The sequence below is a fragment of the Paractinoplanes atraurantiacus genome (assembly GCF_900215205.1).
Lineage (GTDB): Bacteria > Actinomycetota > Actinomycetes > Mycobacteriales > Micromonosporaceae > Actinoplanes > Actinoplanes atraurantiacus.
In genome coordinates, this window is the sequence record NZ_OBDY01000022.1 from 154563 (window position 1) to 172301 (window position 17739).

The window sequence follows — 17739 nt, forward strand, 5'->3', positions numbered from 1 at the left end:
TTGTGCTGCGACCGTGGGCGCGCCGCTCGTTAGGCTGCGGCCGTGGTGGGTCTGGATCGGGACACCCTTCGATGGGTCCGTCGCGGGCGACTGCTGGTCCGCACCACGGTCGCGTTGCTCGCCGTGGTCGGCTTGTTCGCTGTGCTCGCCGTCCTCACCGATGAGCAGCGCCGGGACGGACTCGGTCAGTTCCGCGCCGCCGGTCTGGCGCTTCTCCAGGTCGCGGGCATCCTGCTGCTGCTGTTGCTGGTGGTGGGGCTGATCATCTGGCTGTCGCAGCCGATGGGTATGGCTTTCGAGAACGTCACGGGCGACCAGCAGTTCGACAGCGTCACGCTGGCCCAGTCGATCGCGGGCGAGCTCCAGCGGATCGAGGCCGTGCATGCCGCCGAGGCGCGGCCGCAGAAACATCGGTCGGCGTTGCCATCGGTGAGCTTGCAACCGGCCGTGCTGAGCCGGCGGGAGATCATGGCGCCTGGGGTGCGGGCGCCTCTGGCGCCGAGCGGGCGGGCCGACGCGGTGGCCGCCATCGGCACCATCGACGTCGCCGGCGCGAGCCTGCCTGTGGGATCGATGCTGGTCGCGGTGAAGCAACTTTGGCCTCTGCCGAGGTCCGGCGCGGCGGTCACCGGGCGGCTCTACCGGCGGGACGAGACGCTGACGCTGACCGTTCACGTGCGCAGGACACGCAAATCCGCGCCATATGAGTTCACCGTGACCGCGCCTCCAGGCGAGGCTTGGCAGAGCTTCCACCAACTGGTGGTGGAGGCGGCCAGCCGACTGGCGTACGAGCTGTCACCGGCGGACATGGGGATCAGCAGCAGCGGATTCCACCACCTCACGCGTGCTCTGGGGTTCTACCACGACTTTCAGCGGATCGACGATCGCGCGGCACTCCAGGCCGCGGTCAGCGAAGCCGGTGAGATCCCGGAGGGCGACAACCGGCAGCCGGACGTCCGGGGCCTGGTCTACAACCTCGGCGTCCGCTGCCTGCAGATAGGCCGGCTCGATCAGGCGGAGCGGTTGCTGCTGCGCGCCCGCCGCTCGGATCCGTCCGACGCGATCATCTGCAACGCCGTGGGCATGCTGTATTTCGAACAGCGCCGGTTCGCCGACGCGAGAGAAACGCTCCAGATCGCCACCAGGCTGAAACCATCCGAGCTGTGGGACCGGCTGTCCCGCGACGAGTACGCCTACGCGCCGTGGAACCAGTTGGGCAATACGTATGTGGAGCTGGCCGACTACGCCAAGGCGATCGAGGCGTACAGCAGGGCCGTCGAACGCCCGAAGGCCTGGGCGGCGCCACACAGCGGACTGGGTAACGCGTATCTGCAACAGCACCGGTGGGACGACGCCGAGCGGGAATACGGTGCGGCTCTCGCCATCGACCGAGCGTCCGCGCATGCCCGGTGCGGTCTGGGAAATCTCGAGGCGCGCCGCGGCCGCTACCAGACGGCCTTCGATCATTACAACGAGGCGTTGCGTCATGACGGTCAATTCGCGCAAGCCTGGAACGGCCTGGGTGAGGTGCATGCCGCGCTCGGGCGCTACACGGAGGCGGTCGCGGCGCATGAGCGTGCGATCGAATTGCACCCTGACGACCCGTACACGCTGAGCAGTCTCGGTGACACCTATCGGCAGCAGGGCGAGCTCGATCGGGCGCGCGAAACCCTGGAAAGCGCACTCCGCATCGACGACTCCGCCGCATACGTCTGGCGGAATCTGGGTGAGCTGCATCTGCGCCGAGGCGCTCCAGCCGAGGCCGTCCAGGCTTTCGAAGAGGCTGTCCGGCGCGATCCGCGCGACGCGGTGGCCTGGGACGGGCGAGCGAGGGCGGCGCGAGCGCTGGACGACGGCGGCGAGATGGAGCGGGAGAGCCTGTGGCAGGCCGCCGAGGAGAACCCGATGGAGCCCTGGGGATGGAACCAGCTCGGCGACGCCTACCGCCGGGCCCACATGCACCAGGAGTCGCTTCACGCTCACGAGCGGGCGCTGAGCAGGGATCCCGAGAATTCGTACGCCCTCGACGGCATCGGCAAGGCGCTGCTGGCTCTCGGCGAGCTCGGCCTGGCGCGGAAGATGCACGAAGTAGCGCGCGGAATCAATCCGGCCGATGCGTACGCCTCGCACGGTATCGCCAATGTCCTGATGGCCCGCGGCGACTATGCGGCATCGATCGCCGCCAACGAGGAGGCGCTCCGGACGAGCGAGCACGCCGCGTACGCCCGCAACGGCATCGGCGACGCCTACGAGCGGATGCGCTCCTACGTCGACGCGACCCGATATTTCAGCGAAACGGTGGAGAGGGATGGCGACGATATCGCTGCCGTGGCCTATGCGTACGACGGATTGGCCCGTGTCGCGCTCGCACAGGGCCGCTACCCCGCAGCTCTGGACGCCCTTCAGAAGGCCCGCGATCGGCAACCACGGCTGGCTTTTCCGCTGATCACGCTTGGGCACATATACCTGGCGCAGGGCACCTACGACGAGGCAGTGGAGGCTTATCGGCAGGCACTGGTGCTGGAGGAGGCGAGGCTCGACGCGTGGGACGGGCTCGGCCGCGCCTACGTCTGGCAGGGCGATTTCGCCACGGCGAGCGAGACCTACCGCAAGGCGATGACTGACCATCGCGACGATGGCCGGTTGTCCCTCGGCGCGGCCGACGTGACGCTACGCAGGGTCGTGGCCGGCAGCGAGGGCGGCAGCTTGGACGAGGCCGTGAAGGGCTATGACGTCGCGATGGGGCTGGCGCCAGCATCGGCCCTGGTGGCGCAGGTCCGCCTCGCGGTCATCGCCGCCCATCGCGAGGAGCCGGAGGTCGCGCGCCAGCATGCCGAGGCGGCACTCCGCGACTTCGGCACCTGCTGGCGACTGCGCCCGATGCCCGACTTCGACCTGCTGGAACTGCGCGCGCTCGCGCTTCTGATAGCCGGCGACCCGGGCGAAGCGGAGGCGGCCCGGGCCAAGGCGCAGGCGAACATGCCCGTCGGCGGCCGGTTCGACTCGGTGCGGGTGGGCGTCTACGACCTCCTGTCCGATGAGCGGGTGGAGGGCTTCGCCGCGTTCGCCGACTTGATCCCCCGCGGCCCCGAACTGACCGAGCGCGCCCCGGCATGAGCCGCCCGCTCGAGCAACGGTGCCCTGAATAACTATCGCGGCACGGGCTTAACTGATCAGACGGGACGAAGCTGATGCTCGTGAGCGCCGGGGTGGCCGAGAGGCCAAGCGCAAAAAACGTCATCGCTTCCGAGTGACTCCAGGGGACATAGCTCGACGTACTCAATTCGCCGTTCCGTCTCACTACCCCAGAACAACCAGGCGCTTATCTCAGTGTCGTAGGCACCTTTCCCGTCGAAGGGAGTCGCAACTATTGCCGCGTGAGCCCCACCATGTTCGGCTTCATATTCGCATTGCTCCGGATACCAGCAATGCGAGTCCTGGTCCTCCCGTTCCTCGATCCATGCGGTTTCGGCAGTGGTCAACTCCACCGTTTCGGCGCACGTCGGAGGCACTTCAGGAGCGTCAGTCATGGCGACGATGACGCACTGCCGAGCACTGGTCCCGCAACAATTTGTCCGTCGCGGACAAACATTCTCGATGCGGCCCTATGTTCAGCTGACTGGGACTGATGGATGGTCGCCTCCGGCTACTACGCTACTCTCGGCACATCGCTAAGCTGACCGTTTGATGACGCCGCCAGAACGGCCTTTTACCACAGTGACCGAAGGCAGCCGCGCCGAAGTCTCCGGTGGGCTGTCGAACAGTTCCGCTCTTCCGGCGGGCAACGGTCCACGTGTGTCGAGCGGCGACTCGCCGATATGTAGCAGCCGGTCGCCATTTACCAGGCCCGCCAGGCTCGTACGGTCAGGATGGCGTCGGCGAAAGCCTTGGGGGCCTCCTGCGGCAGGTTGTGGCCGGCGTCTATCAGGCGGTGCTCGTGAGCGGCGGTGAACATGGGGGCGTGGTCGGCCGTGCCGCCCGGTTTCAGCGTGTCGGTGGCTCCGTCCAGGGTCACCGCGGGCACCGTGATTTTGGGGCGGGTGGTGAGGCGGGCCTCCAGGTCGTCGTATGCCGGGTCGCCTGTGGTCTGGCCCAGCGCGTGGCGGTAAGCGTGGATGACGACGTCGACGAAGTCGGGGTTGTCGAAGGACGGGGCGGTTGCGGCGTACGTCTCCTCGTCGAACGCCCACTGTGGGGACCACTGGCGCCACAACATGCGGCACAGGTCGCGGCGGTGTGCGGCCAGGGTCGCGCGGCCCCGTTCGGTCTGGAACAGATGCTGATACCACACGGCGTGCTCGACCGACGGGTCGAAGGCGTGCCGTTGGCGTTCGATGTCGATGATGTCGTAGCCGGCCAGCGACACCAGGCCGGACACGCGTTGCGGCCACAACGCGGCCGCCACGCAGGAGGCCAGGCCGCCCCAGTCGTATCCGGCCACGATCGGCCGGTCGAGGCGCAGTGCATCGGCCAGGGCGACCAGGTCGGAGCCGAGGGCGGCCTGCTGTCCGCTGCGAACTGTGCCGGCGGAACGGAAACGGGTGGGGCCGAAGCCGCGCAGATATGGGCGTATCACCAGAGCGCCGTGCGCCGTCAGCGCCGGAACGACCCGGTCGTAGGCGTGGACGTCGTAGGGGAAGCCGTGGGACAGGATGACCGGCCAGCCGTCCGGTGGCCCGTCGCGCAGATAGGCGACGGACAGCACGCCGGCATCGACCTGGTCCATGACGTCGTCACTCCCCCGGGCGCCGGAAGTCGGTGACTTCCGGGAGCTTGCGGAAACCGGCGGAGACGTACGTCGCCACGCCGCCCGCATTGGCGCTTGGTGTGCACACCGTCGCGGCGGACGCGCCCATCTCCCGCAACGCCGCGGCCGCGGCCACCGTGATGGCGCGGCCGTGCCCGCGTCCACGATGGTCACGGTGGACGCCCATCGGCTCCAGCAGACCCGGCCGGCCCTCGCCGGCCGACCAGACCGTCACGGCGGCGACCGCGTTGTCGTCGTGGTCGTAGCCGACCAGGCACCGGGCCCGGCGATAGGGCGGTGCGGCGGCCATCGTGTGCCAGCGCTCCTCGGTGAACGTCGAGTTGGGGAACGCCGCCCACTGCACCGCGACCCGGTCCGCGACGTCCGTCGCGATTCGCAGTCCGCAGTCTTCCACCGGCTCGGTCAGGTCGCGCGACAGCGGGGTCCACGGCTCGTCGGCCGCCCAGCCGCTGCGGGCCAGGAGGTCGCGCAGGGCGGGACCGAAGCGCGCCTCGACGGCCGTGGCCGGTTTGCCCTGGGCCGGGTCGGACAGGTCGGCCAGGATCTGGGCGGCGAGGCCGGGATCGTCGGCGACGGCCGGGGCGATGCCCATACGGATCAGGCCGTCGGCGTCGTCGGTCATGCCGGCGGCCACGATCCGGCCGTCGCGGGTCCACGCCCGGACGGCGGGCGGGCCGAAACGCCAGTTCCATCCGAGGTCGCCCGGATGGAGCTGGACCGGGCCACCGGTGTGCTGCCAGTCCGCTACCGCCTCGGCGATCTCGTCGATGTTCATCGTTCGAACTAACCACACGGCGACGGAGGCGCAACCGGATTTCAGCTGAGCACGAGGGCGTCGTACACCTTGGCGAATTGCTCCCGGCGGGACGAGTAATGCTCGATGTGGGCCGGTTGAGGCTCGTAGGTCGCGCCGACGGCCCGCGGCGCGCGAGGGACGTCCGGGGCCAGGACGTCCAGGGCCAGCAGGGCGGTGCCACGCTGGGTGGCCCGGCGGCGGGTCACGTGCTTGACCGGGCGGCCCAGCACGTCGGCCAGCACCTGCAACCACTCGGGCTGGTCGTTGCTGACCCGGCCGGCCGCCGCCACCTCGAGGATGCCCGGGGCGGCTGGGCTCAGTTCGCCGGCGACACGGGCGTACGTCATCGCCATGCCCTCGATGATGCCGCGGAACAGGGAATCGGGGTCGGTGGCGGCCGAGACGCCGGTGAAGACGGCCCGCGCGCTGCCGACCCAGCCGGGGGCGCGCTCACCGGTCAGGTAGGGCAGGACCAGGGGTGTGGCGTCGCTCGGGGGCGCGGTCAGCACGGGCCCCAGGGTGGGGCTCAGCCGCAGGGTGGCCTCGGCCCAGCTGATCGCGCGGCCGACGTCGTTGATCGCCCCGCCGAGGAGGGTGCGCCGCGCGTCGACCCGGTAGTTCCACAGGCCGAACGGCAGCGGATCGGCCGGCCCGTCGAGCAGAACCCGCAGGGCGCCGCTGGTGGCCGTCGCGGCGGTGAGGACCGTGGCGTCGGCGGCGCCGGACCCGATGTTGCTGGCGAAGCCGTCGGTGATGACCGGGAACCAGACGGCCCGGGCCAAAGCGGGCCAGCGCGACGACGCCGCCAGCGGTTCGTCGCGCGGCGGCGAGAACTGCGCGGCGCCGGCTCCGGAGGCCGTCAACAGCTCGGCGTCGTACGCGCCGGTGTGGCGGTCGAGCAGCCCGGTCCAGGCCACCGTGGACGTTCCGGCCAGCGGCTGACCGATGAGCCGGGCCCAGACGTATTCGCCGAGGGACCACCACGACGTGGCCGCGGCGACCACCCGCGGCTGGGTCTTCGCGAGCCAGCGCAGCCGCGGGGCGTGGTAGCTGGTGTGCAGCCGGGTGCCGGTGCGCTGCTGGACCGCGTGCTCGTCGAGCTCCTCCCGCAGGGCGGCGACCTCGGCCGCGCTGCGCGAGTCGGCGTACGTCAGGCACGGGGTCAGCGCCCGCCCAGCGGCGTCGACCGCGATCAGCGAAGCGGCAAAAGTGTCCATCGCGACGCCGGCGATGCGGGTGCCCAGCCGCGGGTCACCGGTGACAGCGTCGAGAACCTGCTCGACCTCCGCGGTCACCTGATCGGGGTCGATGACCGAGGTGCCGTCGGGCGCCACCGTGAAGGCGTGCGGCACCTTGTGCTGAAGCCCGTGCACCCGCCGCCCCGACGCGTCGTGCACACCACCACGGGTGGCCGTCGACCCGATGTCCAGCGCGACCACCAGCGGTTCCAGCGCCGCCTCAAGCGCGACATCGTCGTCGTTGCGGGTCATCGCAGTCCTCGTCCTCGTCGGCACGGGCCTCCGGTGCCCCCTTGACCAGACATTAACCCGGAACGCCCGTTTTAATCGGGCGGGCGATGACTGACATCATGATCGCGTCTACTCGTTCGCCGTCGAAGAGGAGGGCGTCGCGTTTTGTGCCCTCCACGGTGAAGCCGGCCTTCTCGTAGACGTGCCGGGCTCGCGGGTTGAAGGCGTACACCTCCAGGCCGACCCGATGCAGGCGCAGCGCGGTGAACGCGTGGTCGAGGATCAGGGTGGTCGCCTCGGTGCCCAGGCCCCGGCCGCGGCCGGCGGGGCCGATCAGGATGCGGAAGTTGCAGCTCTCGTTGGCCGGCTCCCAGTCGTTCAGCACGGCCTCGCCCACGCAGGCGCCGGAGTCGTTGTCGACGATGGCCAGATCGAGGCGGTCGCGGGCAGGTCGTCGTCGCCGAACGGCCGCAGCGTGACCTTTTTGCCGTTCAGGACGGGCTTGAACGAGAAAGCGCTCACGCCGGCACCCTGACGGCCGCGTCGAAGAGGGCGCGGGCGGTGGCCAGCACGGTGTCGGCGGCCTGGGCGTGGTCGTAGCCGGCGATGTCGGTGAGCCAGATCAAGGTCTCGATGCCGGTGGCGGAGCGGATCGCGACCGCCAGCCGGTGGATTTCGACGTGCGGATGGGTGTCGCGCAGCGGTTCCAGCGCCTCGGCGATCCAGCCGATCGCACGGCCCTGCCGGAGAGGCGGCTGCTCGGCCGCCGGTTCCAGGGAAAGGCGCAGCGAGGTGCGTAATTGAGATTCCCGATTGAAGTTGTACGCCGTGAAGGCGCTCACGACCGCGTCGAGGCGCTCCCGCGGGTCGGCGGGCGGGTCGGGCGGCAGGAGCGTCTCGGGCCACAGGTGGGCGGCCTGGAGAAGGCTGCGCTGGCTGGGGAAGTACCGGTAGGCGGTGGTCCGGGAGATGCCGGCGTGGGCGGCCGCGTCCTCCACCTTCGGGGTGAGCCCGGCCGCGAGCAGGGCCTGGGTGGCGGTGACGAGGCTCTGTCGGGTGCGCGACTTCTGGCCGGTTCGGCCGGTCGACTCGTAGGGCATCCGCACGTGGTCAGCGTACGGTGGAACCTATATGGGACTCCAGTCCCATATAGAGTCGGGAGGCAGCGATGAGCCACGACGATCCGACCGTGACCGACCCGGGCCTGTACAAAGTGGTCTTCGAGAACGAGCGGGTGCGGGTGTTGGAGTACAGGGACGAGCCCGGTGACCGCACCCACCCCCATCGGCATCCGGACAGCGTGATGGTGACCCTGAGCGCCTTTCAGCGGCGGGTCAGTGCCGGCGATCGCACGGTCGACGTCGACCTTCCCGCCGGACAGGCGCGGTGGCTCGGCGCGCAGGAGCACGTCGGCGAGAACACGGGAACGACCGCGACGCACTCGATCTTCGTCGAGTTGAAGGAGCCGGCGCCGCCGGGCCCGGCCGCCCTCGGCCCCCAGACGGGTTGAAGCCCGGCAATCCGCGCCCAGAGACGATCTTGGCTCGTTCAATCAGGGTATGAAGCGTTTCGCAGTTCCCATTGTTGTGATGGCGTCCCTGCTGCTGGGCGGCCCCGCGGTCGCCGCCGAGCGGGAGGGCGTGACGGTCTCCGGCGCCGGCGAGGCGTACGGCCAACCCGATCTGCTCACCGCCGACTTCGGAGTGGAGAGCAACGCCGCCACGGTCGACGCCGCCCTGACCACCGCCGGCTCGGCGGCCGCCCGGATGCGGGACGCCCTCGTGCGCGCCGGTCTCGGCAAGGCCGACCTTCAGACGTCCAACGCCACCATCGGCTCCCGGACGAACGACAAGCAGGAGATCACCGGCTACACCGTGAGCCAGGGCCTCACCGCAAAGATCCGCGACCTGCCGAAGGCCGGTGACCTCATGTCCGCCGCCATCGCCGCCGGCGGCGACGCGGCCCGGCTGAACGGCGTGTCCTTCTCGATCGAGGACGATGCCGCCCTGATCGCCGAGGCACGGAGGAAGGCGTTCGCCGACGCCCGCGCAAAGGCCGAGTTGTACGCCGGCGCGGCCGACCGCAAGCTCGGCCGGGTCGTCCGGATCAGCGAGTCGGCTCCGAGCTGGGGCGGCGGGCCGATGGCGCAGGACAGCATGGCCGCGTCGGGCGCACGGCTCGTCATCGAGCCGGGGCGGCAGCGCCTGTCCGCGACCGTCACCGTGGAGTGGGCGTTCCAGAAGTGACCGCCGACAGCATCACCGTGTGCGACCTGTCGAGCGAAACGGTGGTCAGGCCCGCCCGCTCGTAGCCGAAGCGCTGAGATATCGGCCCGGCGCCGTCCGTGCTACCCCTAGCTCTCCGTGCGGCGGCGCCAGCCACTCACCCGCACCTCGACATGGGGCGCCACCCGGCCCACCTCGTCGGCGAAGGCGACCAGGCCCTCACCGTCGAGCACGCTCCAGACCCGCCCGTCGCGCCGGACCACCCGGTTGGTGTTGGCGTGCTCGGGGCCGCCGATCTCGGCCAGCTCGGCCAGCGGGATCCGGTAGCGGGCCAGCGCGGCCCGCAGGATCAGCGTGTCATCCGTGAGGTCCATGCGATGCACGAGCCGCACCGCCACGTACCACCAACCGACCGGAATCGCGATCAGCAGGAAGAGCGCCTCAGCCCACCAGGCGCCGGCGTCGATGAAGAGCGCGGCCACCGGAATCGCCACGGTGGCCAGCAGCATCAGCGGAAAGACCAGCAGGAAGCGCCGGGAGCGATAGGTCCTCATGCATGGCTGTTACCCAGCACGGCCACATCGGACGCGGTCAGGCTGCCGAGCACCACGAGCCCGTTCCGCTCGGCGACCGAGGTGACGAAGCCGTACGACCCGTCGGTGGTCCGCAGGTCGTGCACGCGTTCGCCGTCGAGCGTGAAGGCCATCGCCCAGGCGATAGGGACGGCTTTCGGCCGTACGGCGTCAGGAAGGTTCCACAGGAGCAGCCGCAGGAACCCGGGCCGCGGCAACAGCCGGTCGAGCAGCGCGTTGCGCGGCGCGGCGATCGCCACCCACAAGAGCCCGTCACTGCCCAGCCACATGTTGTCCGGAAACCCGGGCAGGTTGTCGACGAGAACCTCGGTCCGCCCGTCCACCCAGTGCCGCCGGATCCGGTAGCCGGCCGTCTCGGCGACGAGCAGATACGACTCGTCCGGCGCCAGCACGAGCCCGTTGGCGAACTTCAGCCCGTCCAGCACGGTCGTGACGGTGCCGTCGGTGTCGCGGCGCAGCAGCCGCCCCGTACAGGAATGCTCGAAGACGTCCCCGAGATGCTCCTCGAGGGTCCACTGCGTCGTCGAGCTGGTGAACCAGATCGTGCCGTCGCTCGCTTCCACGACGTTGCTGGCGAAGGCCACCTCGACCAGCCGCGTCACGGCCCCGTCAGCGCCGATCTCCAGCAGCCCTTTGTCGTGGTCACAGACCAGAACACCACCGTCGTCCCGCGGGTGAAGCCCCAGCGGCCGCCCACCAGTGTCGGCGAGAACCGTGCGTTCCCCCGTTTCCGGGTCGATCCGAACCACACGCCCATCGGCCAGACCCGCGATGATCCGGCCCTCACGGTCGAAGACGACATCCTCCGGCCCGCGCCCACCGGTGGGCAGCAGCCGGGCGACGTCAAGGCGCGCGGTCGCCCCGGCATCGTCGAGGCGCGGCGGATCCCAGCGACGGGGGCGAATCAGCCGGCGGGTCATCAGCGGTAGGTGAGCAGTCGAGGGTCGGCTTCCAGATGCGTGTGCTCGTTGTAGGTGGACAGCCAGAGCCCGCTGCGCCCGCTGACCAGCTTTGTGACCCCGGTGTTGACCACCACCCGGTTCAGCGCCGTCCACATGGTCGCCATCGTGACCGGGCCGGCCTCGGCCCCGGCGGTGAGCAGCGAGGCGACCAGCGCGATGGGCCCACCGGAGCTGACCACGACCACCTCCCGGCGCTCCTTGAGCAGTTCCCCCGTTCTTTCGAGCGCTCCACCGACCCGGCTCCGAAAGGCGGGAAACGACTCGGCGTACTCCCCGTCGTACTCCCCCGAACACCACCGCCCGGTGGCCGCCTCGAAGAGCTCCTGGAAGGCCCGGGCCGACCCCATCCGCTCCCGGTAGTCCGGCTCGTGCAGCTCGACGACCCGCTGAAAGTCGAACTCGTCCCAGCCGTCGTCGACGCTGACGGGCACGTCGTCGCCCAGCCCTTCGAGCAGCCCGGCAACGGTCTGCTCATGACGCCGCAGCGACCCGCGCAGCACCAGACTCGGACGAATCCCGCGGTCGGCCAGGCTCTTCCCGAGCACCCGGGCCTGCTCACCACCGAGCCCGGACAGAGCATCGTAGTCATCGGCCCCGAACGATGCCTGACCGTGCCGCACCAGCAGGAGTCGCGCCATGCCGGGGATCGTAACCCGGATTCATCGATGTGACGTCGTAGGTCATGCCGTCGTGCTGACCGCCACCCCTCCCGGTCGACAACCGCGTCCGCCGGCGGTAGAAATTCCGGCATGACGAGCGCGGAGCACCAGGCGGCACACCAAGCGGCGCCGAATGCTGGGGAGCTGCTCCGCCGGCTCGTCGGCAGGGAGATTCGGACCGTGGCGGGCGCCGTCAACACGATCATCGAGGTGCGGCCGCCGGACGTCATCGTCGCCACCGGCAAGTCGCCGGCCGGTCAGCCTGTGCCGATCGCCTCGGTCGAGCAGGCGCTGCACCGGCTCGCGGCCGACGGCACGATCCCGATCGAGCCGTCCGAGATCGGCTATCGCAGCGCCTTCATCGGAGCCGTCCTCAAAACGCTTCCCGGCAGTCGTGTCGAGGGCCGTAAGCCTCCCGTCATCCACTGGAGCCCGGCGCCGCGTGACGCCGCGTCCCTCGATGACGACGACCCTCGCTGGGCGCAGCACACCGGCGGCTCCGGACATGACCACGACCCGGAGTGGGTCCTTCCCGATGACCTGAGCAAGGCCGAAGCCTTCTACGGGCACCTCACCGAACGAGCCCGGATCATCATCGACCTGCTGATCGATCACCCGGGCCGGCAGCTCGACGTCGCCGAGATCAGCGCGCTCAGCGGCAACGCCTTGGGCGGCGCGCACGCCATCGCCGGATCGCTGCAACCGCTCGAGCGGCTGCGTGTCGCCGCCGGGCGGCGTTATCCCTTCTACTGGTGGGGCGGCCAGAAGGGCCAGACCCGCTATGCGATGAAGCCGTCGGTCGCCGAGCTGTTCCGGCGGGCCCGAGCCGCTCTGGTCGAGGGCCGGCAACCCGTCGCCGGCGGCAAGCCAGGCGTGTCGTACCGGCCCCAGGACGAAAGCGTCGTCGTCGCACCGCCCGCCCCGAGCGTCTCCGCCGATCCCGACAGCTTCGGCCACGGCCTCCGGGCGCACCATCGGCTCCAGAACCAACTTGCCCAGTTCGTCACCGCTCACGGCTTGAGGCCGCTCTCACCCCGCGAGAGCCCGAACTACGACCTGGCCTGGATGACCGGTGACAAAGCCATGACTGTCGTCGAGGTCAAGAGCGCCACCGAGGGCAACGAGGTTCGGCAGCTTCGCATGGGGCTCGGCCAGATCCTGGACTATGCCAGCTCCCTTAGGATCAGCGGCTTCACGGTTCAGTCCGTCCTCTACATCGAGCGGGAGCCCGCCGGCGCTCGGCGGTGGCTCGATATCACCGCCGGCGCCGGCGTCCTGCTGGTCTGGCCCGGAACGGAAGACCGTCTCGGCCTGTAGTTTCTAGCGATCCTCGCGGAAGTCGACGTGGCGGCGGGCCACCGGGTCGTATTTGCGTAGGACCAAGCGGTCGGGGTTGTTTCGGCGGTTTTTGCGCGTCACGTACGTGTAGCCCGTGCCCGCCGTGCTTCGGAGCTTGATGACCGGGCGTACGTCGTTGCTCTTGGCCATCAGAGCTTCATCCCCCGCGCTCGCAGGCGGGCCACCACGGAGTCGATGCCGTCGCGGTCGATGACCTTCAGGCCTTTGGTGCTCACGTTCAGGCGGATGGTCCGGCCGTCGGACAGGCGGAAGTGGCGGCGCTGAACGTTCGGGTTCCAGCGGCGGCGGGTTCGGCGGTGGGAGTGGGACACAGCGTTGCCGAAGCTGGGCTTGGCGCCGGTCACGTCGCAGATGAAGGACATGGCCAGCACCATACAATGAAAATCGTTTTCAATAACAGCGTGGGCCATGTTACGGTCCCCTCTCGAAAACGAGAGTCGTTTTCATTATGATGAAGGAGACGATGCGTGAAGAGATGGGTCGTGGGCGCGGTCGCGGCCGCCGTGGTCCTCAGCGGCACGCCCGCGCTGGCCGCCGAGGGAGACGCGGTGGTGCTGTCCAAAGGGCACACCGACGCCGTCGACGTGCACTACGAGGGCGGCGCGCTCAAGCTGAAGGTCAAGGACGACACGATCAGCCCGTCGGTGGTGCGCGACCCGGCCGACGTCACCTTCCAGGTGCTGCCGGCGGCCGAGACCACCGTGCCGGATCTGCCGTCGTTCTCGTTCCTGGGCGCGGCCGGCAGCAAGATCTGGATGCTTCCGCAGGTGCAGGACCCGGAGCTGTTGTGGCCGGGCTGGAACACCACCGAGCTCGGCTCCGGCGTCTTCGCCGGCGACAAGGTGAGCATCAGCCTGGTCGGCGCGGACGGGCCCGGTGACGTGACCCTGTTCGACACGACCTCGCTGGGCGTGCCGAACATCAAGTTCCGCAGCGCCGACGGCTTGCCGGACCGGCTCGACGTTCCCGTGCACACCCACGCGCACGCGGGCTGGGTGTTCTCCCAGCCCGGCGCGTACACCCTGAAGTTCCAGGCCGATGCCACCCGCACCGACGGCGTGAAACTGAGCACCGGCCCCGTCGACTACAAGTTCGTGGTCGGCGAGGACAACGACAGCAAACTGTCCGTCGAGGGCATGGCGGACGAGTATCAGCCCGGCGACACCGTCACCCTCCAAGCTGTCCAGACTCCGCAGGGCGCGGCCACCGACTACCAGTGGTTCAGCCGCAAACCCGGCGGCGACGCCTTCACCCCGATCGAGGGCGAGACCGGCGCCTCGTACGCCTTCACCGCCACCCGGGCCCTCAACGGCACCGAGTATCAGGTGAGGCTGGACGGCCGGACCAGCGAGCCGGTCACCCTGTGGGTGGCCTTCCCGCCGGAGGGCAGCAGCGCCGCCAAATCCGTGACCGCGACCATCAGCGCCACCGAGGGCGCCCTCGTGATCAGCGTCGATCCCGGGGACCGGTCCGTCGCCCTGCCCGCCGCCGCGCTCTCCGCCGACGGCGACCGCTGGGAGACCGAGGGCACCCTGCGGCCGGTCACCGTCACCGACACGCGCCAGGCCAAGCCCGGCTGGACCGCGTCGGGTCAGGTCGCCGGCGGTTTCAAGGGCGACGACGGCAAGACCTTCGCCGGCGGCTACCTCGGCTGGGCCCCCACCGTCACCCGGCAGGGCGGCCAGCAGGGCGTCGTGGCCGGGCCGGTCGCCACCCCGTACGTCTCCGGCCTGCCCAGCACCGGCCTCGGCGACAGCGCCGTCCTGGCCTCGGCCCCCGCCGGCAAGGGTCTCGGCACGGCCGAGCTCGACGCCGCGCTGAAGCTGAGCGTTCCCACCGACACCGCGGCCGGCACCTACACCGGCACGCTCACCCTGACCGCCATCTGATGACGTCGCGGGGCGGCCCCTTGCCTCCGGGCCGCCCCGCGATCCAGCCGACGGAAAGCCCTTCATGCTTGCCCGCATCGCCGCCACGGCCCTGACCTTGGCCGCCGTTCTCGCCCCTCCCACGCCCGCCCACGCCGACGCCCTCACCTGGTCGGTGTCGCCCTCCGGCCCCAAGGGTCCCAGCGGCCGCACGGCCCTCGACTACAAACTGGACCCCGGCGCCACCCTCAGCGACCACATCGCGGTCACCAACCATTCCCAAGAGCCTTTGACCCTTCGGTTGTACGCGAGTGACGCCTTCACCACCCCGAGCGGCGGCTTCGACCTCCTCGCGGCCGGCGCCACCCCGAAGGACACCGGCGCCTGGATCAAACTGGCCCGCACCACGGTCACCTTGCCGAAGTCCTCGCGCGTCATAGTGCCGCTGACCTTGACCGTTCCGCCCAACGCCACTCCCGGCGACCACGCAGCCGGTGTCGTCGCTTCCTTGACCGAGGCCACCGACGGAAAGTTCACAGTGGACCATCGCGTCGGCACCCGCGTCTATCTCCGGGTCACCGGCCCGTTGCGCCCTTCACAAACCATTTCCGACGTACGCCTCGACGTCCACCCACGGTGGAACCCGTTCACCCTTCCCGGTGTAACGGCGACATTCACGGTCAACAACACTGGAAACGTACGTCTGGGAGCGCGGCCGACAGCGAAGGCGAGCGGCCCCTTCGGTCTCGGCGCGGTAAGTGCGACGGCCCCACCGATACCCGAGATCCTGCCCGGCGGCGCGACAAGAACCTCGATCCGCCTCGACGCGGTGCCGCCGTTGTTCCGCGATCAGATCCTCCTGTCGACCCCCGATGCCCGGTCCCGCCACACCCTCTGGCTGATCCCCTGGCCGCAATTGGCGCTGACCGCCGCTTTGTTCTCCGGCTGGCTGTTCACCCGCTGGCGGCGCCGCACCCGGGCCGCCGCTGTCGCCGCCGCCCTCGCCGCCGCCCTCGCCGCCGCCGAGCAGCGGGGCCGCGACCAGGCCCTGACCCCGCCGACGAAAGGACCTTCATGAAGCGCCTGCGAGTCGCAGCGGCCACGGTTGCCACCTCATTCGCGGCGCTGACCCCTTCCCCAGCCTTCGCCGGCACCCCACCGCCGATCGTGGACGGCGCCGACCTGGTAGCCCTGTCGCTGAGATCCGGCACCTTGCACCTGACCTTCCGCGATTCCGGCGATCCCTCAAAGGTGCGGTTCATCGCCGAGAAGGGACCGGTCGGCGTCGTGCCGGCCGACCCCGCGTTCGCCTTCCTGGGCAAAGCAGGCGCTCAGGTGTGGTCACTGCGCGACGACGGTTCCCGCCTCCCGGCCTTCGACACGACGAAGGTCGATCCCGGCGCGGTCGACGGCGGCAAGGTAGCGCTCGACTTGACCGCGGTGGAGGGCCCCGGAACCTTCGCCGCCTACACGCTGACGCCATGGGGCCGTCCCACCCTGTTACTCGACAGCGACGGCCGAACAAGCACCCTTCTCCCCGCCGGCCGCCGCACCGGCGGAGTGGTCTGGGCGTTCAGCGCACCCGGCGAATACCGGGTGACCTTGCGAGCCAAGGCCCAGACCCGGCGGGGCCTCGCCCAGGACGAAAAGACCTATGTCATAACGGTTCCCGGCTCACCCACCCCACCTACCGACCCGAGCCCACCCCCAGCCACGTCGTTGCCCTCGTCCGCACCCACTCGGTCCGCGCCCACCCCAGCCGCGTCCGTTCCCTCCACGCCCGCCTTCGCCACGCCCACCCTTGCCACGCCCGCTTTCCCCGCGCCCACCCTTCCCGAGCCCACCCCCTCCACACCCACCCCTCCCGAGCCCACCCCCTCCACGCCCATACCTCCCGCGCCCACCCCCTCCTTCTCCGCGACCACCCCTCCTGCGCCCACCCCCTCCACGCCCTCCTTCCCCGCGACCACCCCTCCCGCGCCCACCCCCTTCCCGTCCAGCTCTTTCACGCCTGGCAGCGAGACACGCAGCGGGCGCATGCCGGATATTTCCGACACGCGCAGCGTGTCGGAACCCGAAGGGGCCCCTCAGCAGCGCGGCGCGGCCACGGTGCCTGGAACGTTCCAGGCGCAAGCCACACCCGGGGCGACGGAGGCGAGGAGCACCAGCGCCGCGCGGAAAGTCATCTCCGACGGGCATGTCGACATGGGCCCGCAGCTCAGCGGGGGCGCGCTGACGATCCGGCTCAAGGACGACTCGGCCACTCCCCCGGCCTGGCGGGACCTGGCCGACGTCGTTCTCAAGGTGACCGACAAGGCCCGGATCGCGGTTCCGGGCGGTGCCGGATACGCGTTCCTCGGGAAGGCCGGTGAGCAGGTCTATCTGCTGCCGCAGTCGCAACAGTCCGGGATCGTCTGGCCCGGGTGGAACACCCAGCACGAGTCCGTCGTCGACGGGACCCGCGGCAATGTCACCTGGAAATTGCGCGCGGTCGACGGGCCGGGCGACTTCAAGCTTTTCCTGACCGGGTCGTTCGGCACGCCCGAGGTCATCTTCGACTCCGCCGAGCAGCTGCCCCAGCAGCTCGGCATCGCGCCCAACACCCACGCCCACGGGAACTGGGCCTTCACCGAGGCCGGCCTCTACCGCCTGACGGTCGACATGACCGCCACCACCACCGCCGGTAAGACCGTCTCCGACACCAAGACTTTGACCATCGCGGTCGGCGACACCACGGACACGAACGCCGGCACCGGAAACGGAGAGGGGAACGGCGAAGAGACCGGGAGCGGCGGCTCAGGCGAAAGCGCGACCGGCGGCAGTCTCGCCAAGACCGGCACGAACATCGTGACCCTCGCGAGTGGCGGCGCTCTGCTGGTAGCTGCAGGAGCGACGGCCCTCGCCCTCGCGCGGCGCCGCCGCCTGCCCCACCCCCACTGACGATCCCGCGCGCCCCGCCCGATCCGGCACACGTGCCGCCTTTTCGAAGTCCACACCCGACACTTCCTAATGAAAATGGAAACCATTAAGGTTTGTATCG

The 17739-nt window shown here is 70.1% G+C and carries 18 protein-coding genes; 7 read left to right on the top strand and 11 right to left on the bottom strand.

Annotated features, from left to right (window positions below; all coding sequences use genetic code 11):
- Positions 1-42: 42 nt before the first annotated feature.
- Positions 43-3117 (top strand): tetratricopeptide repeat protein, encoded by a 3075-nt coding sequence (locus CRP55_RS36185; RefSeq protein WP_097326360.1) that lies wholly within the window; start codon positions 43-45, stop codon positions 3115-3117.
- A 721-nt stretch (positions 3118-3838) separates the two neighbouring features.
- Here CRP55_RS36185 and CRP55_RS36190 read toward each other — a convergent pair.
- Genes CRP55_RS36190 through CRP55_RS36210 form a run of 6 tightly spaced genes read right to left on the bottom strand, consistent with a single transcriptional unit; the run spans position 3839 to position 8133 of the window.
- On the bottom strand, positions 3839-4726 hold the full coding sequence (locus CRP55_RS36190; RefSeq protein ID WP_097326362.1) for an alpha/beta fold hydrolase: 888 nt from the start codon (positions 4724-4726) through the stop codon (positions 3839-3841).
- Between the two features lie 7 nt (positions 4727-4733).
- Positions 4734-5543 carry a GNAT family N-acetyltransferase gene (locus tag CRP55_RS36195; protein ID WP_097326364.1) on the bottom strand — a complete coding sequence of 270 codons (810 nt, stop codon included), beginning with the start codon at positions 5541-5543 and terminating at the stop codon, positions 4734-4736.
- 41 nt (positions 5544-5584) lie between these two features.
- On the bottom strand, positions 5585-7054 hold the full coding sequence (locus CRP55_RS36200) for a gluconokinase (protein WP_097326366.1): 1470 nt from the start codon (positions 7052-7054) through the stop codon (positions 5585-5587).
- A gap of 52 nt (positions 7055-7106) precedes the next feature.
- Positions 7107-7463, bottom strand: coding sequence for a GNAT family N-acetyltransferase (locus CRP55_RS36205; RefSeq protein ID WP_097326368.1), 357 nt, complete (start codon positions 7461-7463; stop codon positions 7107-7109).
- The gene (locus CRP55_RS55150; protein WP_179855470.1) at positions 7412-7555 is read right to left on the bottom strand and encodes a hypothetical protein; all 144 of its coding nucleotides are present in this window, start codon (positions 7553-7555) and stop codon (positions 7412-7414) included. Before CRP55_RS55150 ends, CRP55_RS36205 begins: the two co-directional genes overlap by 52 nt.
- Positions 7552-8133: a TetR/AcrR family transcriptional regulator gene (locus tag CRP55_RS36210; protein ID WP_097326370.1), complete on the bottom strand. Its 582-nt coding sequence runs from the start codon at positions 8131-8133 to the stop codon at positions 7552-7554. The genes CRP55_RS55150 and CRP55_RS36210 overlap by 4 nt, the downstream gene beginning before the upstream one ends.
- A 68-nt stretch (positions 8134-8201) precedes the next feature.
- Here CRP55_RS36210 and CRP55_RS36215 point away from each other — a divergent pair, with 68 nt between their 5' ends.
- Positions 8202-8543 (top strand): cupin domain-containing protein, encoded by a 342-nt coding sequence (locus CRP55_RS36215; protein WP_097326371.1) that lies wholly within the window; start codon positions 8202-8204, stop codon positions 8541-8543.
- A 49-nt stretch (positions 8544-8592) separates the two neighbouring features.
- Positions 8593-9279: an SIMPL domain-containing protein gene (locus CRP55_RS36220; RefSeq protein ID WP_097326373.1), complete on the top strand. Its 687-nt coding sequence runs from the start codon at positions 8593-8595 to the stop codon at positions 9277-9279.
- A gap of 107 nt (positions 9280-9386) precedes the next feature.
- Here CRP55_RS36220 and CRP55_RS36225 read toward each other — a convergent pair whose 3' ends face one another.
- Genes CRP55_RS36225 through CRP55_RS36235 form a run of 3 tightly spaced genes read right to left on the bottom strand, consistent with a single transcriptional unit; the run spans position 9387 to position 11451 of the window.
- Positions 9387-9812 carry a hypothetical protein gene (locus tag CRP55_RS36225; RefSeq protein ID WP_097326375.1) on the bottom strand — a complete coding sequence of 142 codons (426 nt, stop codon included), beginning with the start codon at positions 9810-9812 and terminating at the stop codon, positions 9387-9389.
- Positions 9809-10771: an SMP-30/gluconolactonase/LRE family protein gene (locus CRP55_RS36230; RefSeq protein ID WP_097326377.1), complete on the bottom strand. Its 963-nt coding sequence runs from the start codon at positions 10769-10771 to the stop codon at positions 9809-9811. The genes CRP55_RS36225 and CRP55_RS36230 overlap by 4 nt, the downstream gene beginning before the upstream one ends.
- Positions 10771-11451, bottom strand: coding sequence for a histidine phosphatase family protein (locus tag CRP55_RS36235; protein ID WP_097326378.1), 681 nt, complete (start codon positions 11449-11451; stop codon positions 10771-10773). The genes CRP55_RS36230 and CRP55_RS36235 overlap by 1 nt, the downstream gene beginning before the upstream one ends.
- Before the next feature lie 111 nt (positions 11452-11562).
- Here CRP55_RS36235 and CRP55_RS53460 point away from each other — a divergent pair, with 111 nt between their 5' ends.
- A complete protein-coding gene (locus CRP55_RS53460) occupies positions 11563-12789 on the top strand; it encodes a DUF6416 domain-containing protein (protein ID WP_179855471.1) in 1227 nt (408 codons plus the stop codon).
- Between the two features lie 3 nt (positions 12790-12792).
- On the opposite strand, the gene rpmG is transcribed toward CRP55_RS53460, so the two are convergent.
- Both rpmG and rpmB read right to left on the bottom strand, forming a co-directional pair.
- Positions 12793-12960: a 50S ribosomal protein L33 gene (gene rpmG, locus CRP55_RS36245; RefSeq protein WP_097326380.1), complete on the bottom strand. Its 168-nt coding sequence runs from the start codon at positions 12958-12960 to the stop codon at positions 12793-12795.
- Positions 12960-13193 (bottom strand): 50S ribosomal protein L28, encoded by a 234-nt coding sequence (gene rpmB / locus CRP55_RS36250; protein WP_097326461.1) that lies wholly within the window; start codon positions 13191-13193, stop codon positions 12960-12962. The genes rpmG and rpmB overlap by 1 nt, the downstream gene beginning before the upstream one ends.
- Before the next feature lie 105 nt (positions 13194-13298).
- On the opposite strand from rpmB, the gene CRP55_RS36255 reads away from it, so the two are divergent.
- The 3 genes from CRP55_RS36255 to CRP55_RS53465 all read left to right on the top strand — a co-directional run bounded on the left by CRP55_RS36255 (position 13299) and on the right by CRP55_RS53465 (position 17639).
- The gene (locus CRP55_RS36255) at positions 13299-14720 is read left to right on the top strand and encodes a choice-of-anchor M domain-containing protein (protein ID WP_097326382.1); all 1422 of its coding nucleotides are present in this window, start codon (positions 13299-13301) and stop codon (positions 14718-14720) included.
- 64 nt (positions 14721-14784) lie between these two features.
- Complete coding sequence (locus tag CRP55_RS36260) at positions 14785-15777, top strand: WxL protein peptidoglycan domain-containing protein (protein WP_097326384.1); 993 nt, start codon at positions 14785-14787, stop codon at positions 15775-15777.
- Positions 15774-17639 (top strand): TIGR03773 family transporter-associated surface protein, encoded by a 1866-nt coding sequence (locus CRP55_RS53465; RefSeq protein ID WP_097326386.1) that lies wholly within the window; start codon positions 15774-15776, stop codon positions 17637-17639. The genes CRP55_RS36260 and CRP55_RS53465 overlap by 4 nt, the downstream gene beginning before the upstream one ends.
- The last annotated feature ends 100 nt before the right edge of the window (positions 17640-17739 follow it).

Bases quoted from the DNA above. Each gene is read 5' to 3' on its own strand.
- CRP55_RS36190 (WP_097326362.1), bottom strand. From the start codon at position 4,726: ATGGACCAGGTCGATGCCGGCGTGCTGTCCGTCGCCTATCTGCGCGAC.
- CRP55_RS36195 (WP_097326364.1), bottom strand. From the start codon at position 5,543: ATGAACATCGACGAGATCGCCGAGGCGGTAGCGGACTGGCAGCACACC.
- CRP55_RS36200 (WP_097326366.1), bottom strand. From the start codon at position 7,054: ATGACCCGCAACGACGACGATGTCGCGCTTGAGGCGGCGCTGGAACCG.
- CRP55_RS36210 (WP_097326370.1), bottom strand. From the start codon at position 8,133: ATGCCCTACGAGTCGACCGGCCGAACCGGCCAGAAGTCGCGCACCCGA.
- CRP55_RS36215 (WP_097326371.1), top strand. From the start codon at position 8,202: ATGAGCCACGACGATCCGACCGTGACCGACCCGGGCCTGTACAAAGTG.
- CRP55_RS36220 (WP_097326373.1), top strand. From the start codon at position 8,593: ATGAAGCGTTTCGCAGTTCCCATTGTTGTGATGGCGTCCCTGCTGCTG.
- CRP55_RS36225 (WP_097326375.1), bottom strand. From the start codon at position 9,812: ATGAGGACCTATCGCTCCCGGCGCTTCCTGCTGGTCTTTCCGCTGATG.
- CRP55_RS36230 (WP_097326377.1), bottom strand. From the start codon at position 10,771: ATGACCCGCCGGCTGATTCGCCCCCGTCGCTGGGATCCGCCGCGCCTC.
- CRP55_RS36235 (WP_097326378.1), bottom strand. From the start codon at position 11,451: ATGGCGCGACTCCTGCTGGTGCGGCACGGTCAGGCATCGTTCGGGGCC.
- CRP55_RS53460 (WP_179855471.1), top strand. From the start codon at position 11,563: ATGACGAGCGCGGAGCACCAGGCGGCACACCAAGCGGCGCCGAATGCT.
- rpmG (WP_097326380.1), bottom strand. From the start codon at position 12,960: ATGGCCAAGAGCAACGACGTACGCCCGGTCATCAAGCTCCGAAGCACG.
- rpmB (WP_097326461.1), bottom strand. From the start codon at position 13,193: ATGTCCTTCATCTGCGACGTGACCGGCGCCAAGCCCAGCTTCGGCAAC.
- CRP55_RS36260 (WP_097326384.1), top strand. From the start codon at position 14,785: ATGCTTGCCCGCATCGCCGCCACGGCCCTGACCTTGGCCGCCGTTCTC.
- CRP55_RS53465 (WP_097326386.1), top strand. From the start codon at position 15,774: ATGAAGCGCCTGCGAGTCGCAGCGGCCACGGTTGCCACCTCATTCGCG.